This is a genomic window from Pedococcus aerophilus (assembly GCF_039532215.1).
Taxonomy (GTDB): Bacteria; Actinomycetota; Actinomycetes; order Actinomycetales; family Dermatophilaceae; genus Pedococcus; species Pedococcus aerophilus.
On sequence record NZ_BAAARN010000004.1, the window covers coordinates 77,720 to 97,589 of the forward strand.

19 protein-coding genes and 2 tRNA genes are annotated in these 19,870 nt (G+C 71.6%); 7 read left to right on the top strand and 14 right to left on the bottom strand.

Features of this window, described 5'->3' with window-relative positions; all coding sequences use genetic code 11:
* Nucleotides 1-14: 14 nt before the first annotated feature.
* Both ABD286_RS14955 and ABD286_RS14960 read left to right on the top strand, forming a co-directional pair.
* On the top strand, nucleotides 15-584 hold the full coding sequence (locus tag ABD286_RS14955; protein ID WP_344194893.1) for an acyl-CoA thioesterase: 570 nt from the start codon (nucleotides 15-17) through the stop codon (nucleotides 582-584).
* Entirely contained in the window at nucleotides 584-1,207 is a 624-nt protein-coding gene (locus ABD286_RS14960) for a DUF8185 domain-containing protein (RefSeq protein WP_344194895.1), read from the top strand. Before ABD286_RS14955 ends, ABD286_RS14960 begins: the two co-directional genes overlap by 1 nt.
* Before the next feature lie 72 nt (nucleotides 1,208-1,279).
* On the opposite strand, the gene ABD286_RS14965 is transcribed toward ABD286_RS14960, so the two are convergent.
* The 9 genes from ABD286_RS14965 to pepN form a co-directional block, all read right to left on the bottom strand.
* On the bottom strand, nucleotides 1,280-1,558 hold the full coding sequence (locus ABD286_RS14965) for a hypothetical protein (RefSeq protein ID WP_344194897.1): 279 nt from the start codon (nucleotides 1,556-1,558) through the stop codon (nucleotides 1,280-1,282).
* Nucleotides 1,559-1,689: 131 nt separating this feature from the next.
* A complete protein-coding gene (gene ppk2 / locus ABD286_RS14970; RefSeq protein WP_344194899.1) occupies nucleotides 1,690-2,709 on the bottom strand; it encodes a polyphosphate kinase 2 in 1,020 nt (339 codons plus the stop codon).
* 86 nt (nucleotides 2,710-2,795) lie between these two features.
* Nucleotides 2,796-4,238 carry an MFS transporter gene (locus tag ABD286_RS14975; RefSeq protein ID WP_344194901.1) on the bottom strand — a complete coding sequence of 481 codons (1,443 nt, stop codon included), beginning with the start codon at nucleotides 4,236-4,238 and terminating at the stop codon, nucleotides 2,796-2,798.
* A 57-nt stretch (nucleotides 4,239-4,295) separates the two neighbouring features.
* Nucleotides 4,296-4,775, bottom strand: a complete 480-nt coding sequence (locus ABD286_RS14980; RefSeq protein ID WP_344194903.1) for a hypothetical protein — start codon at nucleotides 4,773-4,775, stop codon at nucleotides 4,296-4,298.
* Nucleotides 4,776-4,811: 36 nt separating this feature from the next.
* The gene (locus ABD286_RS14985) at nucleotides 4,812-5,603 is read right to left on the bottom strand and encodes a glycerophosphodiester phosphodiesterase family protein (RefSeq protein WP_344194905.1); all 792 of its coding nucleotides are present in this window, start codon (nucleotides 5,601-5,603) and stop codon (nucleotides 4,812-4,814) included.
* A 106-nt stretch (nucleotides 5,604-5,709) separates the two neighbouring features.
* The gene (locus ABD286_RS14990; protein WP_425565401.1) at nucleotides 5,710-7,470 is read right to left on the bottom strand and encodes a glycoside hydrolase family 13 protein; all 1,761 of its coding nucleotides are present in this window, start codon (nucleotides 7,468-7,470) and stop codon (nucleotides 5,710-5,712) included.
* A 135-nt stretch (nucleotides 7,471-7,605) separates the two neighbouring features.
* Nucleotides 7,606-8,004 (bottom strand): globin, encoded by a 399-nt coding sequence (locus tag ABD286_RS14995; RefSeq protein ID WP_344194907.1) that lies wholly within the window; start codon nucleotides 8,002-8,004, stop codon nucleotides 7,606-7,608.
* Complete coding sequence (locus ABD286_RS15000) at nucleotides 8,001-8,939, bottom strand: mechanosensitive ion channel family protein (protein ID WP_344194909.1); 939 nt, start codon at nucleotides 8,937-8,939, stop codon at nucleotides 8,001-8,003. Before ABD286_RS15000 ends, ABD286_RS14995 begins: the two co-directional genes overlap by 4 nt.
* Nucleotides 8,932-11,493, bottom strand: a complete 2,562-nt coding sequence (gene pepN, locus ABD286_RS15005) for an aminopeptidase N (RefSeq protein WP_344194911.1) — start codon at nucleotides 11,491-11,493, stop codon at nucleotides 8,932-8,934. Before pepN ends, ABD286_RS15000 begins: the two co-directional genes overlap by 8 nt.
* A gap of 222 nt (nucleotides 11,494-11,715) precedes the next feature.
* Here pepN and ABD286_RS15010 point away from each other — a divergent pair, with 222 nt between their 5' ends.
* From ABD286_RS15010 to ABD286_RS15020, 3 genes are all read left to right on the top strand, one after another.
* Nucleotides 11,716-12,342 carry a mycothiol-dependent nitroreductase Rv2466c family protein gene (locus ABD286_RS15010; protein WP_344194913.1) on the top strand — a complete coding sequence of 209 codons (627 nt, stop codon included), beginning with the start codon at nucleotides 11,716-11,718 and terminating at the stop codon, nucleotides 12,340-12,342.
* An 11-nt stretch (nucleotides 12,343-12,353) separates the two neighbouring features.
* The gene (locus tag ABD286_RS15015; RefSeq protein ID WP_344194915.1) at nucleotides 12,354-12,821 is read left to right on the top strand and encodes a ribose-5-phosphate isomerase; all 468 of its coding nucleotides are present in this window, start codon (nucleotides 12,354-12,356) and stop codon (nucleotides 12,819-12,821) included.
* A 172-nt stretch (nucleotides 12,822-12,993) separates the two neighbouring features.
* The gene (locus ABD286_RS15020; protein WP_344194916.1) at nucleotides 12,994-14,049 is read left to right on the top strand and encodes a SpoIIE family protein phosphatase; all 1,056 of its coding nucleotides are present in this window, start codon (nucleotides 12,994-12,996) and stop codon (nucleotides 14,047-14,049) included.
* A gap of 3 nt (nucleotides 14,050-14,052) precedes the next feature.
* Here ABD286_RS15020 and ABD286_RS15025 read toward each other — a convergent pair whose 3' ends face one another.
* Entirely contained in the window at nucleotides 14,053-14,556 is a 504-nt protein-coding gene (locus ABD286_RS15025; protein WP_344194917.1) for a DUF4395 domain-containing protein, read from the bottom strand.
* Between the two features lie 91 nt (nucleotides 14,557-14,647).
* Here ABD286_RS15025 and trmB point away from each other — a divergent pair, with 91 nt between their 5' ends.
* Complete coding sequence (trmB, locus tag ABD286_RS15030) at nucleotides 14,648-15,316, top strand: tRNA (guanine(46)-N(7))-methyltransferase TrmB (protein WP_344194919.1); 669 nt, start codon at nucleotides 14,648-14,650, stop codon at nucleotides 15,314-15,316.
* 147 nt (nucleotides 15,317-15,463) lie between these two features.
* Here the strand turns inward: trmB and ABD286_RS15035 are convergent.
* Nucleotides 15,464-15,537: transfer RNA gene (locus tag ABD286_RS15035), tRNA-Pro, on the bottom strand.
* A 91-nt stretch (nucleotides 15,538-15,628) separates the two neighbouring features.
* Between ABD286_RS15035 and ABD286_RS15040 the strand changes: the two genes are divergently transcribed.
* A tRNA-Gly gene (locus ABD286_RS15040) sits at nucleotides 15,629-15,699 on the top strand.
* A 68-nt stretch (nucleotides 15,700-15,767) separates the two neighbouring features.
* Here the strand turns inward: ABD286_RS15040 and ABD286_RS15045 are convergent.
* The 3 genes from ABD286_RS15045 to ABD286_RS15055 all read right to left on the bottom strand — a co-directional run bounded on the left by ABD286_RS15045 (nucleotide 15,768) and on the right by ABD286_RS15055 (nucleotide 19,629).
* Nucleotides 15,768-16,724 (bottom strand): zinc metalloprotease, encoded by a 957-nt coding sequence (locus tag ABD286_RS15045; RefSeq protein ID WP_344194921.1) that lies wholly within the window; start codon nucleotides 16,722-16,724, stop codon nucleotides 15,768-15,770.
* Between the two features lie 116 nt (nucleotides 16,725-16,840).
* Nucleotides 16,841-18,262 (bottom strand): dihydrolipoyl dehydrogenase family protein, encoded by a 1,422-nt coding sequence (locus ABD286_RS15050; protein ID WP_344194923.1) that lies wholly within the window; start codon nucleotides 18,260-18,262, stop codon nucleotides 16,841-16,843.
* 170 nt (nucleotides 18,263-18,432) lie between these two features.
* Nucleotides 18,433-19,629, bottom strand: a complete 1,197-nt coding sequence (locus tag ABD286_RS15055) for a S53 family peptidase (protein WP_344194925.1) — start codon at nucleotides 19,627-19,629, stop codon at nucleotides 18,433-18,435.
* Between the last annotated feature and the right edge of the window lie 241 nt (nucleotides 19,630-19,870).

Here is a 19,870-nt window from a genome sequence, read left to right on the forward strand (position 1 = left end):
CCACCGTATGCCGCGTGGCCGACACCCCTGACAGGATGGGCGCCATGGTGGACCAGACGACGGGCGGGGCGACGAGCGAGGGGACCGGCGCGCAGCCGGACGCGGCGGGCGACGTGCACGACGGTCCGACCCCCGCGCTGCCCGACCGCTACTGCGTCAACGTGCCGCTGCGGTGGAGCGACATGGACGCCTACGGCCACGTCAACAACGTGCAGTTCCTGCGGCTGCTCGAGGACGCGCGCGTCATTGGCTTCGAGGAGTGGTTCGGCCAGGACCGGTCGGTGCTCGCCGAGGGCATCCTCGTCGCGCGTCATGAGATCGAGTACCTCGCCCCGCTGTTGTTCCGCGTCCCGCCGATCGTCGTGCAGATGTGGGCGACCAAGATCGGTGGCGCAGGCTTCGACCTGGCCTACGAGGTGCGTGACGGCCTCGCGCCGGAGGACACCGTCTACGCCCGCGCCGAGACGACCCTGGTCCTCTACGACTTCGCGACGTCCACCCCACGGCGGATGGCCCCGGACCTCAAGGCCCTGCTCGAGGAGCACGCCGGCGACCCGGTCCCGTTCCGCTGGCGGAGGCGCTGATGGAGCTGCGCTTCCCCGACGCGCAGGGACTCGACGACCTGCGCACCTACGTCGCCCGGGCCAAGGCCGCGGACGACGACGGCGCCATCCGCCTCCAGGCCCTCGGCACCACACTGGCCGCGTACGTCGGGGTGCTCCCCGGCAGCGGCCTGATGGGTGAGGGTGCCGTGATCGGCCTGCGCACCATGCCGCTGGCCGAGCCCGCGCAGGTGGACACCACGGTGTCCCTGGCGTCGGTCACCGACCGCCTGGCCCGCGAGGGTGGCGCGACCCTGTCACTGCCGCCCACCACCGTCAGCGTCGGCTGGGCCGCCATGGCACCCCCGCGCTCCGGCTGGGAGCGGGTCGGCGCGATCACCGCGGAGGACGTGTATGCCGTGGCCCGCGAGGGCATCGCGGAGGTCGCCTCAGGTGCCCCGGCCGACGCCGGCGGCCAGGCGGTGACGGCACTGCGTCGGCACGTCTGGGGACGGTCCACCACGACGAACCCGCCGGTGCCTGCGGGCGGTGCCTTCGCGGCGTACGCCCTCGGCTTCGCCGCCCCCGGCACGGACGTGACGGTGTGGACGCACGGTCGCTGGACGCGCTTGTCGACCCCTGCCGGGCACGTCCTCATCCGCTGAGCGACAGCCCCACTGGGCAACTCGCCCGGAGGCCGCACCAGCGTCCAACCCGGCGTCACACCCTGAGCGAGGTCAGTGCGCCCAGGGCGGTGGCGGCCACGCGGCGGAGGGCTCCCGGGTGCCCCCGGAGCCGAACCTGGCCCAGGAGCTGCGCCGGGCGCGGAGCCGGGCCACGAGCTGGCGCTGTCGGCGGAGCAGTGGCGCGACGTCAGGGTTGACCGAGAGCGCACCGTCGACCGTGACCAGCAGCGGCGCCCGCTGCAGCTCGGTCCTGACCACGGCGAGCTCGGCCATCAGCTCACGCACCGACATCGCCGCGGTGTCGTGTCCCCCCGATACCTGCTCGACCATGAGCCCACCCACCTCACGCGCGGGCCCGACGGTCCCTGCGGGGCCCTGTCCCCATGCTAGGACGGCATCGGCGCAGGTCAAGGGCCGCAGGGACGGTGAACCGCCCTCGACCGGCCACCGACACCACCTCGTCACAGGGTCGGGAACAACCGGGCGCCCGAGCCATCCGCCTCGGCCATGACGGAGGCCCGGCCGACCAGCAGCGGATCGGGCCGGCCGACCACCGTGTCGTCCTTGCTGGGGTAGTCCAGGCCGGCGAGGAGCACCCGCATCGCCTCGAGCCGCGCCCGCTTCTTGTCGTTGCTGTTGACCACCGTCCACGGGCTGTCGGCGGTGTCGGTGTAGAAGAACATCGCCTCCTTGGCCTCGGTGTAGGCGTCCCACTTGTCGAGGCTCGCGAGGTCGGTGGGGGACAGCTTCCACTGGCGGACCGGGTCGGTGCGGCGGGCCTGGAAGCGCCGGGCCTGCTCGTCCTGGCTGACCGAGAACCAGAGCTTGACGAGGTGGATCCCCGAGTCCACGAGCATCCGCTCGAAGTCGGGGCACTGCCGCATGAAGGACAGGTACTGCACCGGGCTGCAGTACCCCATGACGCGCTCGACGCCCGCACGGTTGTACCAGGAGCGGTCCATGAGGACGATCTCGCCGCCGCTGGGCAGGTGCGCGATGTACCGCTGGAAGTACCACTGGGTCGTCTCGACCTCGGTCGGCTTCTCCAGGGCGACGATCCGCGCGCCGCGAGGGTTGAGGTGCTCGGTGAAGCGCTTGATCGCGCCGCCCTTGCCCGCGGCGTCGCGGCCCTCGAAGAGCACGAGGACCCGTGCACCGGACTCCTTGACCCCGAGCTGAAGCTTGAGCAGCTCGACCTGCAGGGCGCGCTTGGTGCGTTCGTACTCCTGTCGCCCCATCTTCGTGTCGTAGGGGTACCCGGTGTGCCACGAGGCGGCTGTGTCGAAGGTTGCCCCCGGCGGAGGATCGGCGCCGGGCGAGCCGACCTCGGGACCGCCCCCGTCACTGTCCCCGTCACTGCCCTCGTCGTCCCCGAGCAGCTCCTCGAGCTCATCGACCTCCTGGGCGTAGTCGACGACGACCGACCTTCGCTGGGCCGGACGGGCCGGACGGGCCGGACGGGCCGGGTCATCGGGTGCCATGGGTCCTCCTGGTGGTCGGGACGCGTTCGCGCCCTGACCACCGTCGCCGTCCGGTCGCGCCGGCGGCAGGGCCCAACGTCCTGCGGTCAGGACCTGATCCGGCGCCCCGCCGGCACCACGAGGGCGGACACGACGCACAGGCCCAACCACATCGTCACGAACACCGGGACGTCCTGGCCCGCGACCGTGTGCAGGGCGGCGAACACGGCACCTGCGGCCGCGATGCCGAGCACCGAGCCCAGCACGTCCGACAGCTGGAGCGAGGACGACGTGGAGCCGTGGTCGGCGGCCTCGGTGAGCGTCAGGGACAGCACCGACAGGCTGGCGGTGCCGAGCCCCATACCGGTGCCGCAGGCCACCAGCGCGAGGGCGATGAGGTAGGGGTTCCAGCCGAAGTGGGTGATGGCCACGACGCCGACCAGTCCGGCGGTGAGCAGCGCCCCACCCACCGAGACGAGCTGGTCGCGGCGACCCGCCCACCGGTCGCGACCCTGGATCCACGACCCCGTCGACCAGCCGAGCGAGCCGACCGCGAGAACCGCGCCGGCGGCGCCGAGGGACAGTCCTCGCTCGTTGACGAGCATCAGCGGGATGTAGGTGATGGTGCCGAAGAACGAGCAGGTGAGCAGGAAGCGCGCGACCATCACCGACGGCAGGCCGCGACGCATGACCCACGTGCCGGAGGGCAGGAGCAGGGGAGCAGTCGCCGCGAGTCCGGCAGCACCGACGAGGGCCACCACGGTCTTGGTGGACCAGGCGAACTCGAGCTCGTGGGTGCCCCACTGCAGCGCCCCGGCGGACGCCGCGATGAGCAGGCCCAACCATGCCGCCCGGACGTGCTGGCGGTGGTCGCGGCTCGAGGCGTCGACCCCCTCGTCGGCAGCCGCGATCTGCCCGCTGCGGGCCAGCACGGCGATCAGTGCGACGACGACCGGGGCCACGACGAGCCAGAACACCCAGCGCCACGAGAACGTCGTGGTCACCCAGGCCGCGATCGGCGGACCGAGCAGCGACGGCAGCACCCATGCCGCCGAGATGACGCTGAACACCTTGGGGCGCAACGACTCCGGGTAGGCACGACCGATCACGACGTAGCCCGCGACGATGATCAGCCCGGCGCCGAGGCCGGCCACACCACGACCCACGAGGAACAGCCCGAACGCGCTGGACGAACCGCACAGGGCGCAGCCCGCGCCGAACAGCAGCTGTCCCGCGTACAGCGAGGGCAGGGGACCGGACCGCTCGGCCCACACCCCGGCCAGCACGATGCCGAGCAGCTGGGTGGTGAGCATCACCGAGAACGCCAGGCCGTAGGACCGCACCGCGTCGAGCTCGCGGGCCGCATCGGGCATCGCGGTCGAGACGGCCATGCCCTCGAAGGCGATGACGGTGATGAGGGCGACCAGTGCCAGCGACAGCAGCGCGTAGCTGGACGAGAAGACACCTTCGCGCGACGGCGCCACCCCCGTGGGTGGGCTGCCGGCGGTGTCCACCTGCTCCGGTGCAGGGGGCGGCGTGGGCGAGCTCACCGACCCAACGCTACGCCGCGGGGAACGGCCGTCGTCGATGCACCCAGTGACGGCAGGTCAGGACCCCATGGCCGAGAGCCACTGGGCGGCGCCGTGGATCTGAGCGGTGGCAGCCCAGCCCCGGGCCCCACCTTGCGCGGCTCCAGCTGCCGCGGCCCGGACGTAGTCGAGCTTCGACGGCTTGTTGGACGACTCCTCGAAGACCCGGAGGCTGAGGGGCAGGACCTTGTCCACCGCGACGGCGGCCGCGGCGTCCTTGTCGTCAGCCAGGTTGGAGAACATCACCCCGATCATCCACTTGCGGTTCATGACGTCGGGGTCGAGGAACTCCAGCAGTGCCCCATCGCCGTAGCGCTCGCGGACCGCGTTGTCGACGCACTCGAACCAGGCGGGGTGGAGGCGGCGCAGCACCTTCTCCACCTGTGGTTTGTCGAGGTGCTCGAGGATCGGGTCGAACTGGTGGTCCCAGCAGGTCACGGCCACGCAGGCCGAGTCGCTCACGGTGAGCCCGTAGATCGGTACCCACGCGTCCCTCATGGGGACCTTGACCTCGACGTAGGACGCGGTCTCGCGTCAGGACAGGGGTGCGCCGCGATCTGCCAGGACCTCGGCAAGGGTGTCGATGCGGTCGGAGACGATGCCGTCCACCCCGAGGTCGAACAACCGGTGCATCTCGACGGCGTCGTCGATGGTCCAGACGTGCAGGTGCTTGCCCATGGAGTGGAGGCGTTCGACCAGCCCGGGGGTGACGAGGTCGAGCCGTCGACCACCCACGACATGACCCGTCGGGACCTGCAGGACCGGTGCGGGAGAACGCATCCAGTCCGCGACGAAGGCCGGCGTGAGGCGCAGGGCGGCCACCTCGGAGGGCCCGGCCGCGGTTGCCACCGCCGGCCCGAGCAGGGCGCGCACCGCGCGCAGGCGACTGCGCGAGAAGGAGCCGATGCAGACCCGGTCCTGGGCGCGGTGCGCCCGAACGACCGCCGCCAGCGGCTCGATCGCCCCCTGCGCCTTGACGTCGATGTTGACGCGGACGTCGGGGAGCTCCTCGAGCAGCTCGGACAGGAGCGGGATCGGCTCGGTGCCGTTCACGCGGGCGGTGCGCACCGCGGCATACGGGAGGTCCGCGACGGCACCCCGGGCATCGGTGACGCGGTCGAGGACGTGGTCGTGGAACGCCAGCAGCCGGCCGTCGCGGGTGGCGTGGACGTCGGTCTCGAGGTAGCGGTAGCCGAGGTCGACGGCGTGCCGGAACGCCGACAGCGTGTTCTCGAGGTGGAGGTTCGCCTCGACCTTGGCGCCGCCGCGGTGGGCCAACCCGATCGGGGTCGGCGTGTCGAAGTAGGCGAAGTCGGACGCTCTCACCCGTCCAGTCTTCCTGTTCTTCGCGCAGAACGCCGGTTGCGCGGTGAACCGCGGGACGACAACCCGCGGTGTGCCGCGCAACCGGCGTTTCGTGGTGCGGCTGGGGTCAGAGCGAGGCCCAGACCGTCGTGTCGGTCGGCACCGCGCCGTCGTCGGTGAGCGGACCCGACGCCACGAGGACGGTGACGCCCTCGGGGAGCTGCACCGGCTCGCTGCCGAGGTTGGCGACCACGAGGGTGGTGGCGTCGTCGGCGTCGCCGGAGCCGGTGTTGACGAGGGCGACGACGTCGTCGCCGAACCCGTCGACGGCCTCGAGGCCACCGGTGCCGAGCGCGCGCTCGCGGCGGGTGCGCAGCAGGGTGCGGTAGAGCTCGAGGGTCGACCCCTCCACACCGTCCTGCTGGTCGACGGCGTACTCGCCGTAGACCTCGGGCTGGGGCAGCCACGTCTGGTCGGACGGGCCGAACCCGAACGCCGGGGCGTCCTTCTCCCACGGGATCGGGACGCGGCAGCCGTCGCGCCCGATCTCCTCGCCCTTCGTGCGGATGAAGGTCGGGTCCTGGCGGAACTCGCCCGGCATGTCGGTCGACTCGGGCAGGCCGAGCTCCTCCGCCTGGTAGAGGTAGGCGCCACCGGGCAGCGACAGCATGAGTGCGGTAGCGGCACGGGCGCGCTTCAGGCCGAGGGCACGGTCGGGCTGCGGGTCGGTGGCGCTGATGCCGTTGGGCTGGCGCTCGCCGACGGGCAGGCCGAGGCGCGACGCGTGGCGCACGACGTCGTGGTTGGACAGCACCCAGGTGCTCGGGGCGCCGACGGAGTCCGCGGCCTCGAGGGAGGAGGCGATGGTGCTGCGCAGGTCCTCGGCGGTCCACTGGGCCTTGAGGAAGTCGAAGTTGAACGCCTGGTGCATCTCGTCGGGGCGCACGTAGCGCACCGCGCGCTCCTGCGGGCGGACCCAGGCCTCGGCGCACAGGATGCGGTCCGGGGTGCCGTAGGAGTCCAGGACCTTGCGCCAGCGGCGGTACACGTCGTGGACCGCGTCCTGGTCCCACATCGGCGGGACGGGGGAGCCGGGCTTGAGCTCACCGTCGAGCAGGTGCTGCTCCACGTCGTAGTCCGGCAGACCCGGCTCCTTGATGAGGCCGTGGGCGACGTCGACCCGGAAGCCGTCGATACCGCGGTCGAGCCAGAAGCGCAGGATCGACTCGAACTCGTCGCCGACCTCGGGGTTGTCCCAGTCGAAGTCGGGCTGCTTGGTGTCGAACAGGTGCAGGTACCACTGGCCGGGGGTGCCGTCGGGCTCGGTGACGCGCGTCCAGCCGTCGCCGCCGAAGACCGAGCGCCAGTCGTTCGGGGGCAGCTCGCCGTGCTCGCCCTTGCCGTCCCGGAAGATGTACCGCGCCCGCTCGGGGCTTCCGGGTCCGGCGGCCAGCGCGGCCTGGAACCACACGTGCTCGTCGCTGCTGTGGTTGGGGACGAGGTCGACGATGATCTTGAGCCCGAGGTCGTGGGCCTTGGCGACGAGCTCGTCGGCGTCGGCGAGGGTGCCGAACAGCGGGTCGATGTCGCGGTAGTCGGCGACGTCGTACCCGGCGTCGGCCTGGGGCGAGGTGTAGAAGGGGCTGAACCAGATCGCGTCCACGCCGAGCGCCTTGAGGTAGGGCAGGCGGGCGGTCACGCCGGGCAGGTCGCCGATGCCGTCACCGTCGCCGTCGGCCCAGGAGCGCGGGTAGATCTGGTAGATCACCGCGTGGCGCCACCAGGCGGCGTCGGCCGAGTCGGCCGGGTGGAGGAGGTGGGTCAGGTGCGTTGCGCCGGAGGTGGCGTCGGAGGTCACGTCGGACGTCGTGGAGAGGGTGTCAGTCACGGGAAACCATGGTGAGGCATCAGTGCCCGTGGACGAAACCGGGTTCTGCCCGTCTTGCCCTGTGGGCGGGTGCCGAGCACCTGCCCTGCCCGTGTGCCGCGGTGCCGCCACCGCGGCACGGGCGAGTCCGCTGCGTCAGTCCTCGTCGAGGCTGTTCACGAGGCTGAACGCGGCACGCTCGAGGTAGTCGCGCAGCAGCAGGTCGTTCGCCGGCGGCAGGTCGAGGGTGTCGACGGCGGCCATCATGTGCAGCAGCCAGCGGTCCCGCTGGGCGGGAGTGACCTTGAACGGGTGGTGGCGCATCCGCAGCCGGGGGTGCCCGCGCTGCTCGGAGTAGGTCGTCGGCCCGCCCCAGTACTGCTCGAGGAACAGGCGCAGCCGGTCCTCGGCGGGTCCGAGGTCCTGCTCGGGGTAGAGCGCACGCAGGGCGGGGTCGTCCGCGACCCCGCGGTAGAACTCGTGGACGAGCTTGCGGAAGGTCTCGTGCCCGCCGACCTCGTCGAAGAAGCTGCCGAACTGCCCGGTGGTGCTCACGTCGTGCCCCCCGCCGGCCCGAACGGCGTCATGACCGGGGCCTTGATGTGGTGCTCGTCGAAGGCGGCCTTGACGCGCTCGCGGATCTCGCGGGAGACGCCGTACTGCTGCTCCGGCGCGGTCTTGGCGATGATCCGGATCGTGACGACGTTGCCGGTGATGGACTCGACGCCGACGACGTTCGGCTCCTCCAGGAGGACCTCCTGCATCGACGGGTCCTGGTCCATCTCGTGGACGACACCGCGGATGACGGAGATGGCCCGCTCGATGTTCTCGGCGTAGGAGACCGGCAGGTCGACGATGGCCGTGGACCAGCCCTGGCTCTTGTTGCCGATGCGGATGATCTCGCCGTTGCGGATGTACCAGACCACACCGCTGGCGTCCCGCAGCCGGGTGATCCGCAGCGAGACCTCCTCGACCGTGCCGATGGCCTCACCGGTGTCGATGATGTCGCCGACGCCGTACTGGTCCTCGAGGATCATGAAGATCCCGGAGAGGAAGTCCTTGACGAGGCTCTGCGCACCGAAGCCGAGGGCCACACCACCGACGCCGGCGGTGGCGAGCACCGGTGCGAGGTCGATGCCGAGCTCGGCCATCACCGTGAGGATCGCGACCAGGGCCACGACGAAGGTGACCATGCTGCGCAGCAGCGACCCCATCGTCAGCGTGCGCTGGCGGTGGCGCTCACGGTCGATCCCTGCGACGTTGGCCAGGGCGTTGCCCGCGCGCCCGACCCGACCGGGCTCCTGCGACCGCCGCGCGTCCGACTTGGCGAGCGTCACCTTGACGACGCGGCCGATCGAGCGCAGCAGCACCCACCGCAGGACGACCGCGCCGAGGACGATGAGGACGATCCGCAGGGGGACCCCGCGGAACCAGTCCCACACGCCGTCCGGCGTGAGCGAGGTGAGGGTGCCCAGGAACGACTCAGGCATTCGCGTCCCGGGACTGGGCCCGCAGGGCACGGGCCACGCCGTCGCGGTTCTCGGCCACGAGGCGCAGCAGGCCCGCGGGGGCGTCGGGGTGGGTGTCCAGCCAGCCCTGCGACGCGTCCAGCAGATCCTGGTCGGCGAGGACGGTGGGGTAGTAGGTCACCAGGATCGACTCGGCGATGGCGTGCGTCCGCGACTCCCAGATGCCGAGCAGGCTGTCGTGGTACGCCTGCACGTAGGGGCGCAGCAGCTCGGCGTCGAGGGCCTGGGTGAACCCGAGGCCGATCGCCTCGACGACGGAGTTCGGCAGGGAGGTGTCCTCCACGCCGGCCTGCCACGCCTCGGCCTTGACCTCTGCCGTCGGCCGGGCGGCCAGCGCCCGGGCGGCCCGCTCGCGACCCGTCGAGGTGTTGTCGCGCTCGCGCTCAGCGTCGATCTCGGCCTCGGTGGCGTCGCCGGCGGCCGCGAGGGCGGTCAGCAGCATCCAGCGCATCTCGGTGTCGACCGCGAGGCCGTCAAGGGTGCGGGTGCCGTCGAGCAGGCCACGCAGGAAGGTGGCGTCCTCACCGCCGCGCTGCACGGCGGCATACGCGGTCAGCAGCTGGAGCTGGGCGTCGCTGGCCGGCTCCGCGGACTCGGCCAGCTGTCGCAGCCCGGCCGAGACGGTGGCCAGGGCCTCGTCGCGGTGGTCGGCCGCGACGTACAGGCGCGCCGCGCTCTGCAGCTGCGCGAGGACGGTGCGCAGCATGGTCGAGTTGGTCTCGCCGGGCAACGACGCGAGGACGAGGTCGATGAAGGCGCGGGCCGACATCTCCGCGTCGCGCGTCATGTCCCAGGCCGCGCCCAGGACCAGGGCGCGGGGAAGGCTGTCCTGGAAGCCGCGCGGGTGGGCCAGGGCGGTGGCGAGCGAACGCTCGTCGAGGCGGATCTTGGCGTAGGCGAGGTCCTCGTCGTTGACGAGCAGCAGGTCGGGAACGGCGCGACCGAGCAGCTCGGGGACGTCCGTGGAGTGGCCGTCGACGTCGAGCTCGAGCCGGTCGGTGCGGACGAGCACCGGGCCGTCGGCCTCCTCCTGGACGGAGTAGAGGCCGATGGCGAGGCGGTGCGGACGCAGGGTCGCGTACCCCTCGGCGCCGGTCTGCTCGATCGTCGCCGAGGAGATCCGGCCGCGGTCGTCGACCTCGACGACGGGACGCAGGGTGTTGACACCGGCGGTCTCCAGCCAGAGCTTGGACCAGGTGCCGAGGTCGCGGCCCGAGGTGGCCTCGAGCTCACCGAGGAGGTCCTGGAGCGTGGTGTTGCCCCACGCGTGCTTGGCGAAGTAGGCCCGCAGTCCCGCGACGAACGGCTCACGGCCGACGTAGGCGACGAGCTGCTTGAGCACCGAGGCGCCCTTGGCGTAGGTGATGCCGTCGAAGTTGACCTCGACGTCCTCGAGGTCGCGGATCGGCGCGACGATCGGGTGGGTCGAGGACAGCTGGTCCTGGCGGTAGGCCCAGGCCTTCTCGCTGATGCCGAAGGTCGTCCACGCGGACTCCCACTCGGTGGCCTCGGCCTGGCACGTCGTCGACGCCCACTCGGCGAACGACTCGTTGAGCCACAGGTCGTTCCACCACTTCATGGTCACGAGGTCGCCGAACCACATGTGGGCCAGCTCGTGCAGCAGGGTGAGGGCGCGGCGCTCGATGATCGCCTCGGTCACCTTGGCGCGGAACACGTAGGTCTCGTTGACCGTGACGGCCCCGGCGTTCTCCATCGCGCCCATGTTGTACTCGGGCGTGAAGAGGGTGTCGTACTTCTCGAACGGGTACTCGCAGTCGAACTCGTTCTCGAAGAACGTGAACCCGCGCTTGGTGCAGTCGAAGATGTTGTCGGCGTCGAGGTGCTCGAGCATCGACTTGCGGCAGAAGATGCCGAGGGGCACGACGCCCTTGCGCGTCTGCACCTCGTCGCGGACGACGGCGTACGGTCCGGCGACCAGGGCGGTGATGTAGCAGGACATCCGCGCGGTGGTCGGGAATGCCCAGGTCGCCACGCCGTCGCGCACGGGCGTCGCCTCGGGAGTGGGGGAGTTCGACACGACCTCCCAGTGCGAGGGCGCCGTGACGGTGAAGGCGTACGTGGCCTTGAGGTCGGGCTGCTCGAACACCGTGAACATGCGGCGGCAGTCGGCGACCTCGAACTGGCTGTAGAGGTAGACCTCGTCGTCGACCGGGTCGACGAACCGGTGCAGGCCCTCGCCGGTGTTCATGTAGGCGGCGGTGGCGTCGACCGTGAGCGTGTTCTGCTCGGCGAGCGCCGGGAGGCTGATGCGGACCCCGTCGAAGTGGGTCGCCGGGTCGAGCGACTCACCGTTGAGGGTGATCGACTCGACCGAGGGGGCGATGAGGTCGATGAAGGTGGACTCCCCGACCCGAGCGCTGGTGAACGTCACCGTGGTGGTGGTCCGGAACGTCTCCTCCGACGTCGTCAGGTCGAGCGCGACGTCGTAGTGGTCGACGGCGACGACGGCCGCGCGGGCGACCGCTTCGTCGCGGGTCAGGTTCTTGCCGGGCACTGAATCTCCTGCAGGGGTTGGTCCACGTTTCGGCGCCCATACTCGCACGCAAACGCAGGTGTTCAGGCACCACCCGGTATGGCGCGGCGTCGCCCACGACCTGCGGGTCCGATCCTCCTCGGACTCGGCGCGCGGTGGTGGTGCGGTTGCCGCCACGTCAAGCAGGTGGCCCTGCCGGGCCTCGCGTGCGTGGGCGGGCGGGGCAGTGGCAGGATTGGTCGGGTGACTGCCACCGATGTGACCGAGACCCGTTCGTCCGCCGAGTTCTGGTTCGACCCGCTCTGCCCGTGGGCGTGGATGACCTCCCGCTGGATGATGGAGGTGGAGAAGGTCCGCCCCGTGGACGTCACCTGGTCGGTGATGAGCCTGGCCGTCCTCAACGAGGGACGCGACCTGCCCGAGGAGTACCGCTCGATGATGGACCGCGCCTGGGGGCCGGTCCGGGTCATCCTCGCCGCCGCCGCGGAGCACGGTGACAAGGTCGTCAAGCCGCTGTACGACGCCATGGGCACGCGGATCCACCTCGGCGGCGAGAAGGACTACGGCAAGGTCATCGTCCCGGCGCTCGAGGAGGTCGGCCTGCCGGTCGAGCTCGCCGAGTTCGCCGACACCGACGCGCACGACGACCGGCTCAGGGCCAGTCACCAGCGCGGCATCGACCTCGTCGGGGACGACGTGGGCACCCCGGTCATCGCCGTCAACGGTGTCGCCTTCTTCGGCCCGGTCGTCAGCCCCGCCCCCAAGGGTGAGGCGGCCGCGAACCTGTGGGACGGCTGCGTCCTCGTGGCAGGGACCCCCGGGTTCTTCGAGCTGAAGCGCAGCCGCACCGTCGGCCCGATCTTCGACTGACGGGACCAGACATGCGCGTCCACATCGGCGGCGACCACGCCGCATACGAGCTGCTCGGTGAGCTCGTCACCTTCCTCGAGGCCGAGGGCCACGAGGTCACCAACCACGGGCCGCACGGCTACGACGCGGAGGACGACTACCCCGTCTTCGTGCTGCGTGCCGCCGAGGCCGTCGCCGCCGACCCCGCGTCGCTGGGTGTCGTGCTGGGCGGCTCCGGCAACGGTGAGCAGATGGCCGCCAACAAGGTCCGCGGCATCCGCGCGGCCCTGTGCTACAACGAGGAGCTGGCCAGCCTGGCGCGCGAGCACAACGACGCGCAGGTCATCTCCATCGGTGGCCGCATGAACACCGTGGACGAGGCGAAGGCGATGGTGCGGACGTTCCTCGCGACGCCGTTCTCGGGTGCCGACCGACACGCTCGGCGGATCGCCATGGTCGGGGCGTACGAGCAGGACGGGACGCTGCCCGACCTGTCGTGATCTGTGGATTCCGCGGCCCCGACGCAGGCAGCCCACTAGGGTGCTGAGGCAGGGCTGGGGACGGGGCCAGCCGCTCCGACTGACCTCTCTGGGTGCCCCGCACCCCCGGACCGGCCCGAAGGAACTCGCACTGGTGGACGTTGGCAGGTCGGTGATCGCGCGTCGTTCGTTGATGACGCGTCTCCAGCGGACCCGCACCCGCTTCGGCCGGTGGGGATCGGGCAGCACGTTCGCGCTGCTCGTCGCCGTGGACCTCGGGCTGTTCTGGGCCATGCAGGCCGGGGACACGTGGGTGCCCTTCTCCGGATACGTCCTCGTCGCCGTTCTCGCCGGGCTGTTCCTCGCCCCCAGGGTTCTCGCGTTCGTCGACGCCCTCGTGCTGGTCACCGCTGCCCTCACCCTCGTCGACCGGGGTGCGTCGGCGCCCTACTACGGCGCGTACACCGTGCTGGTGATCGTCATGGTGATCATGTTCTGGGTCGCCGCGTCCCGGGCACGCCTCGGGGTGCAGGGCAACCTGGGGGAGACGATGCTCGTCGACCTGCGGGATCGACTCCGCACCCAGGGTGAGCTGCCGGCGATGCCCGAGGGCTGGGGGGCCGAGCTGTCCGTCCTGTCCGCCTACGGCGACTCGTTCTCCGGCGACTTCCTGGTGACGAGCAAGACCGACCAGATCCTCGAGCTCGCCCTCGTCGACGTGTCCGGCAAGGGCATCGCCGCCGGCACCCGCTCGCTGCTGCTGTCGGGCGCCTTCGGCGGGCTGCTCGGGTCGCTGCCGCACGAGCAGTTCCTCGCCGCGGCCAACTCCTACCTGCTGCGCCAGCACTGGGACGAGGGGTTCGCCAGCGCCGCCCACGCCTGGATCAACCTGGCGTCGGGGGAGTACAGCCTCGCCTCGGCAGGTCACCCGCCGGCGGTCCGCTTCTCCGCGGGCTCGGGCCGGTGGAAGGTGCTCGAGGGCGACGAGGGTCCGGTGCTCGGCGTCACCGACGAGGTCGGGTTCCCGCGGGTGCGCGGGACGCTGCAGCGTGGGGACGCGCTGCTGCTCTACACCGACGGCGTGATCGAGGTCCGCAACCGCGACCTGCGCGACGGGATCGACCGCATGCTCGGCACGGCCGAGCAGATGATCGGACGCGGCTTCGAGGGCATGGCCGCCAAGATGTGCGCCGCCGCCCGCGCCGGGGAGACCGACGACCGCGCCGCCGTGCTGGTCTGGCGCCGCTGACCCTCAGGCCGGGGAGGCGGTCTTCCGCGCGGCGGCGCGCTTGCTGATGTCGGCGCACTCGACGCAGATCGACTCGGGGATGACCCCCAGGCGCATGAGCCAGCCGAAGACGATGCAGCCGACGCAGACCCCGGCGAGGGCCTCCAGCGCCGGGAACACCACCATGACGACCCCGATGACGACGACCGGCACGGTGGCGCCGACCAGCCACAGGACGGTGGCGAGCACGGTGAGCACGGCACCGATCGCGGCGGCGAAGCGCTTGGGCGGGCCGGCGGTCCACCGCGGCGGTGCGTCCACGCGCGGGCGGACCCACCGGCGCACGAGCTGGGCGATCGGGCTCGCCGACGGGCCCCATCCGGTGCGCAGCACGAAGTCCACGGCGAGGACGGCGTAGAGCCACCACTGCTGCGTCGCGAGGGCGACCACGGCCACGACGAGGACGACGCCGGCGATGAGGCGGACGGCGATGTCGTCGACGATGTTCGGGAACCGGGAGATGCGCATGCTCACATTATGGATCACATAATCGATGGTTATCGCCAGCGTCCCGCTCCTCGGTCCGGGGCACCCTGCCGCGCCTCCTAGGCTGGTGCCCATGGAGCCCATGCGTGACACCGGACGGGTGCGGTCGTACGGCGCTCGCCGGGGACGGCTGTCCGCGCTCACCCTCGACCGGCTCGAGCGGCTCGTCCCGCACCACGAGATCCCCGACGGCGTGCTCGACCCCGTGGGAGCCTTCGGCCGCAGCGCGCCCGTCGTCCTCGAGATCGGGTGCGGCCACGGCGCTGCTGCCCTCGCCTACGCCGCGACGCACCCGGAGCACGACCTCGTCGCCGTCGACGTCTTCACCCCCGCCCTCGCGCGGATGCTCGCCGAGGCGGAGCGCCAGGGCCTGGGCAACCTGTGGATGCACCGAGGTGACGCCGTCCAGCTGCTCGAGGAGCGCATCCCTCCACAGTCCCTCGCTGCGGTGCACCTGTTCTTCCCGGACCCGTGGCCCAAGGCCAAGCACGTGAAGAGGCGCTTCCTCGCGCCGTACAACCTCGACCTGGTCGCCTCGCGGCTCGTCCCCGGCGGGCACCTGCTCGTGGCCACCGACCACCCCGTGCACGCCGTCCACGCCCGGGACGTGCTCGGCGCGGACCAGCGCTTCGAGGTGGTCGAGGGGGAGCGGCCGGTATGGCGCCCGACCGACGGGTTCGAGGCGAAGGGGCTCCTGGCGGGGCGCTCGACCACGGAGTTCCGCGCCACGCTCGTGGGCTGAGGTGGTGCCCTCGGTGCTGGTGACTCAAGTCTCGGGGGCGGGGTAGCCGGACGCCGCCGTCGCGTCCGGGCTCCTTCGTCGCCCGTGCGCTCCGGCTACCCCGACCGCAAGGACCGGCATCGACTCCGTCGATCCGGTCCTTGGCTGTCGGGGTAGCCGGATTCGAACCGGCGGCCTTCCGCTCCCAAAGCGGACGCGCTACCACGCTGCGCCATACCCCGTGGACGGCGAGCCGATTTCGGCTCACGCGATCGCGGGCATTAGGCTAACGCCTCGGATCAGCAGCACTCGCGAGGGGCTGCACGCATCCGTGCGGGCGTAGCTCAATGGTAGAGCCCTAGTCTTCCAAACTAGCTACGCGAGTTCGATTCTCGTCGCCCGCTCAGCAGAAGGGCCCCACCGACCGGTGGGGCCCTTCGTCGTGCCGCTGGGGCGTGCTGGTGGGCGTCGGTCAGCTCTTGCCGCCGCCGGCCCGGAACTGGCGCCACGCGTCGCTCATCCGGTCGGCCTGACCCTGGGTGAACATGTTCATGCAGGAGTCCTGCGTGTAGTCCATGAAGTTGTGGATCGGGTCGAGCCCGGGTGCGGTGCAGGTGTCGGCGCCGGTCGGGCAGTCGAACTGCGGCATGGCCTCGCGGGGGGTGTCGGCCACGTAGTCGCCGGAGGCCGCGCAGCCGTGGGCGAAGGTGTGCTCGAGCATGAGCCAGTGGCCGACCTCGTGGGTGAGCGTGTCGCCGAGGGCGTACTTGCCGGCCGTGCCGCCCGGCATCGACTCGTCGAGCATGACGACACCGTCGATGAAGTCACGACCGTTGTTGTAGCCCTTGGGGAAGTAGGCCCAGCCGAGCAGGCCGCCGCCGATGTCGGCCGCGTAGACGTTGAGCGTCCGCGCGTCGCCGGTGTAGAGCGCCTGCTTCATGTCGCGCTCGTTCTTGCCGGGAACCACGGTGTACCAGGCGGGGTTGACCGTCCAGGTGGTCTGCTTGAGGTCGAACCGGAACGGGGTGTCGGCCGCGTCGCCCGCGGTGGCACCGGAGTACGAGTCGTTGAGGACCTTCATCTGGGCGGCGATGAGCGTGTTCCACCGCTGCTTCTCCGCCGCGGTGAACTCGTCCTTGCCGACCATGTGGAACACGGTGGGGATGCGGACGCTGCCGTCGGCGAGCGTCGGGAGGTTCTTGAGCACGCCGTAGGCGTTGGCCTCGTTCTTGGAGTAGAGCTCGGGCTCCTTGGCCGTCGCCCCCTTCATGACGCGGGCGCCGCTGGTGTCGGACAGGCAGGCCTCGACGCCGGCCGACCCGGACGTCCGGGTGGGCGAGGCGCTGACCGAGCTGGCCGAGCCGGTGCCGAACAGCAGCACCGCGGCAGCGGCGAGCACGCCGAGGCGCAACGGGGTACGGACGCGCATGGTGGTTCCCTTCGCAGACATTCCCCTCGTGGGGGCTCGCCAGCGGACGCTACCCGCGCGACCCGCGCCGTGGGTGGTACCGATGACGCATATTTGCGGCCTTTGACGTCGCCTCCTCAGAGGCCGTACTCCTCCAGCAGGCGCAGCCAGATCTCGCTCATGGTCGGGTAGGACGGGACCGCGTGCCACAGCGTGGTCAGCGGGATCTTGCCGACGATGGCGATGGTGGCGGGGTGGATGAGGTCGGCTACGTCCTGGCCGACGAAGGTCGCCCCGACGAGCACGCCCGCATCCTCGTCGACGACGATGCGGGCCTGGCCCTGGTAGCCCTCGGCCTGCAGCCCCGACCCGGAGGCCTTGTCCATCGGCAGGTCCACGACCCGGATGTTCAGGCCGCGCTCGCGCGCCTGGGCCTCGGTCAGCCCTGCCGCCGCGACCTCGGGGTCGGTGAAGACCACCTGCGGCGAACCGAGGTCGCCGGCCCACGGCGTCGTCTTCCCGGGCTCCGGCTCCCGGTGGGCGGCGCGAGCGCCGACGAGGTCACCGCAGGCGCGGGCCTGGTACTTGCCCATGTGGGTGAGGAGCGCGAGCCCGTTGACGTCGCCGACGGCATACAGCCACGGGGACTGGTCGTCGAGCCCCTTGACCTCCATCTGGTCGGTGACCGAGACGTAGCCGGCGTCGGTGAGCTCCGCGCCGACCGCCTCCAGGCCCAGCCCCTTCGTCGCCGGGGTGCGGCCCACCGCGACGAGCAGCTCGTCGGCCACGACCGTGGCACCACCCTCGAGGTGGACGGTCACCTCGCCGGTCGGGCCGAGGCGGGAGACCTCGACGGCCTTGGTGTCGGTGCGGACGTCGACGCCGTCGCGCTCGAGCGCCTCCTTGACGGCCGTGCCGGCGAACTCCTCGTTGCGCCCGAGGAGGCCGGGGGCCTGCTCGACGATGGTGACGGCCGACCCGAGGGCCTGGAACACCTGGGCCAGCTCGCAGGCCACGACCCCGCCACCGAGCACGGCGAGGCGCTCCGGGATGCGCCGGGTCGTGGTGGCCTCGCGGTTCGTCCAGGGCTTCGCGTCCCGCAGGCCGGGGATCGGCGGGATGGCGGGGGTGGTCCCGGTCGCCAGGATCACGGCCTGGCGGGCGACGACCTCCCGGCCGTCGACCTCGAGGGTCCGGGTGCCGGTGAGCACGCCCTCGCCGCGCAGGAGCGTGATGCCGACGTGGTCGAGCCAGCCGACCTGGCCGCTGTCGTCGAGCTTGTTGATCCAGGCGTCCCGGCGGTCGAGCACGCCCTGGGCGTCGAGGTGTGCCCCCTCCGACCCCTGCACGCGCTGGGAGGCACGGGTCGCGTGGATGGGCCGCAGCAGGGCCTTGCTGGGGGAGCAGGCGTAGAAGCTGCACTCACCACCGACGAGGTGCTTCTCCACGATCGCGACGGTGAGGCCGGCCTTGTGGGCACGGTCGGCGGCGTTCTCGCCCACCGGACCCGCTCCGATGACGACGACGTCGAACTCCAGGGGCTGCTGCTCGCTGCTCATGGTGCAAACCTAGGCGGGACCGCTGGCGGTCGCCCCTCCAGCGCCGGTGTGGCACCCGTGCCGAGCGCTTCCTCCGGTGGAGGTCGACGTCGCACGACCAGGACGACCCCGCACACCTGACAGGCGTGCGGGGTCGTTCCGGAGTGCGCGAGGTCGCGCGATCGGGTCGGTCAGAACGCGGAGGTGCCGTTCGGGGTGCCGAGGCCGGTCGGGCCGTCCCAGCCGGACTTGGCCGTGCACCAGGAGGCGCAGGTGCCGTTGGAGCCGGAGGTCACGTCGAACAGCCCGGCCTGGTTGGCGTACGGGAGGGTGTTGGCGTACCCCGTGGTGTTGCCGCTCAGGGCATAGACCGCGGCGACGATCGGGGCCGACAGGCTGGTGCCGCCGTACTGCGCCCACGACGACGAGCTCTGCGTGGTGGGGGCGTAGGTGGCCAGGCCGGTGTTGGGGTCGGCGACCGCGGAGACGTCCGCGATGGCGCGGCCGCTGCAGGCGGTCATGGCCGAGGTCTGCCCGGCCGGGGCCGCGTTGAGGGTGGTGCAGCCGGAACCGGCGCCGCTCCACGCGGACTCGTTCCAGCCACGGGTGCTGGTGTCCTTGTAGAGCGAGGTGCCGCCGACAGCGGTGACGTAGTGCGACGAGGCGGGGAAGCTGCCGCCCTGGTAGCCGTTGTCGCCGGTCGAGGCGGTGACGGCGATCCCGGGGTGGTTGTAGGCCGCGCCGTACGAGCTGTCGGCGAGGTCACCACCGCCGTAGCTGTTGGAGATCGCGGCGACGCCGGGCTGCTGGGCGGCGGTGTTCACCGCGGCGCCGAGGTCGGCGAGGCTGGCGCTGTTGGCCTGGACGAGGACGATCTTGCACGACGGGCAGGTCGCGGAGACGGCATCGAGGTCGAGGGCCTGCTCGCCGGCCCAGCCGGCGTTGAAGCGTGGGAGCGAGGTGCCGCCGGACTGGTTGATGACGCGCAGGCAGCCGTTCGCCGTGGTGCAGGAGGACAGGCCCCACTGGCTGCGGTAGATCCCGAGGTCGCGCTCGGCGTTGGGGTACCCGTAGGCGTCGACGATGGCGACGGTGCGGCCGCCGGCGGACAGCCCGGCCACCTTGTAGGCGCTCTGGATGTCGGCCGGGGTCTTGCCGGAGATCGCCTGCGGCGTGACCGGCTTGCCGGCCGGGCTGACGGCGGTACCCGAGCCGTCGACCAGCTTGAGCGCCGAGCACGCGGCGACCGTGGGGGAGGAGGGGGTGGCGCAGACACGGGTGGCGTGGCTGCGTGCCGATGGGGCGGCGGACGCGGTGGTGACCGTCGTCGCGGCGAGCCCCAGCGAGGCCGACGCCGCGAGGGCGACGGCGAGGATCTGCTTGCGCATGCGTGGTTCTCCTGTGTGGGGGGAGGGCGGCGGCTGCCGTCCCTCCCCGGACTCTCACGGCGAACCCCGCCCCCACCCATGACATCCGTCACCGCCCGGAGCACCTGACCCAGAAATGACGGTCACGAGCCCAAGACTTTGCCCACATCCGTGACAGATGTCGTGGTCGCTGCGGGCGCCCCGAGGCTCGGTTCGGTCGGGGGTCGCTCACCGGCTACCATGGCCCTTCGGGTCCGCGCGC